This window comes from Novosphingobium sp. B-7 (assembly GCF_000410615.1).
Classification (GTDB): domain Bacteria; phylum Pseudomonadota; class Alphaproteobacteria; order Sphingomonadales; family Sphingomonadaceae; genus Novosphingobium; species Novosphingobium capsulatum.
In genome coordinates this window covers 35,515-36,026 of the sequence record NZ_KE148513.1, presented here as the reverse complement: position 1 = coordinate 36,026, position 512 = coordinate 35,515, and the positions used below count along the sequence as shown (strand labels likewise).

Here is a 512-nt window from a genome sequence, read left to right as displayed (position 1 = left end):
GACGTTCCGCATCGGGGGCGGGGAAGCGTTCTATTCCCCCACCCATGACGTGGTGCAGGTGCCGCCCCAGGCTGCCTTCCTCGAGCCGATCAACTGGTTCCGCACGGCCCTGCACGAACTGGGCCATGCCACGGGCCACAAGAGCCGGCTGGACCGGGACCAGACCGGCGAATTCGGCTCTGCATCCTATGCAAAAGAGGAAATGGTGGCGGAAATGGCCAGTGCCTTTGCCTGTGCCGCGCTGGGCATTGTCCCGACGGTGCGGCATTCCGATTACATCGGGGCCTGGCTCGAAGTGCTGTGCGCCGACGAGAAGGCGATTTTCCGCGCCGCCAGTGCGGCCAGCAAGGCGGCTGACTTCCTCCTGGCCTGTGGGGAGGACCGGCCATGAGCCGGCCTCTCCCGCCCGAATGGGGCACGCCCGTCCTGCCGCCGATCTCGCCACGCGCGTTCTGGCGGCGGGGGCAACGCGGTCTGCGCCGCATGACCAAGCGGCAGCGCGCGATCTTCCG

At 68.2% G+C, this 512-nt stretch carries 1 protein-coding gene; it reads left to right on the top strand.

The genetic code is table 11. From position 1 onward, the window contains the following. Positions 1 to 391 (top strand): zincin-like metallopeptidase domain-containing protein (locus H926_RS0123455; RefSeq protein ID WP_022678404.1); only part of this gene is annotated, 391 nt, incomplete at its 5' end. Positions 392 to 512 lie beyond the last annotated feature (121 nt).